The organism is Salinicola socius, assembly GCF_001937195.1.
GTDB lineage: Bacteria > Pseudomonadota > Gammaproteobacteria > Pseudomonadales > Halomonadaceae > Salinicola > Salinicola socius.
This window is the reverse complement of sequence record NZ_MSDO01000090.1, coordinates 1-713: the sequence shown is the minus strand read 5'-3', so window position 1 is coordinate 713 and position 713 is coordinate 1. Positions and strand designations below refer to the sequence as shown.

The window sequence follows — 713 nt, the reverse complement described above, 5'->3', positions numbered from 1 at the left end:
GATCGTTTTCGTGGTGCCATCCAACGTGGAGACAGTGAAATTCTCGACCTTGGTTTCGCCAGCTTTCAGGTATTGCACCGCACTATTGGCAACGCTGTAACTCCAGTTACCCCCGGCGGTGATGGCAAGCGTTCCCAGGGTGCCGGCGGCGGCATTGGCGCTACCCGGCACGAAGCCACTCTGGCCATTATCCGCATCGGTCGCCGTCAACGCGCCGCTGGCGGTCAGGTTACCCGAGGTATTGACGTTGCTGTCTTCGGTCACCGAGCCGGTAGCGGTGCCGGTGATGACCGGGGCGTCGTTGGTACCGGTCACCGTTACGGTCAGCGTCGAGGTGGCGGTGCCGCCCTGGCCGTCGCTGACGGTGTAGCTGATCTGCGTCTTGTCGGTCTGACCCGCGGCCAGGCGATCGAACGCCGTACCCGGATTGAAGCTGTAGGAGCCATCCGCGTTCAGCGTGAAGGTGCCGCCATTGGAGCCGGTGATGGCCTGCCCCACGCTACCTGTTACGCCGTTGACCGCGCTGACGCTCAGCGTGCCGCCATCGACATCGCTGTCGTTGGCCAGCACGCCCTGGGACGCGGCGATATTGAGAGTAGCGTTCTCGCCCGTACTATCGGTATCGGCGACGGCGACCGGTGCATCATTGGTGCCGGTCACCGTTACGGTCAGCGTCGAGGTGGCGGTGCCGCCCTGGCCATCGCTGACGGTGT

General features: G+C 64.1%; 1 protein-coding gene. It reads right to left on the bottom strand.

Annotated features, from left to right (window positions below):
- Nucleotides 1–713 (bottom strand): VCBS domain-containing protein (locus tag BTW07_RS19950; RefSeq protein ID WP_167369292.1); only part of this gene is annotated, 713 nt, incomplete at both ends.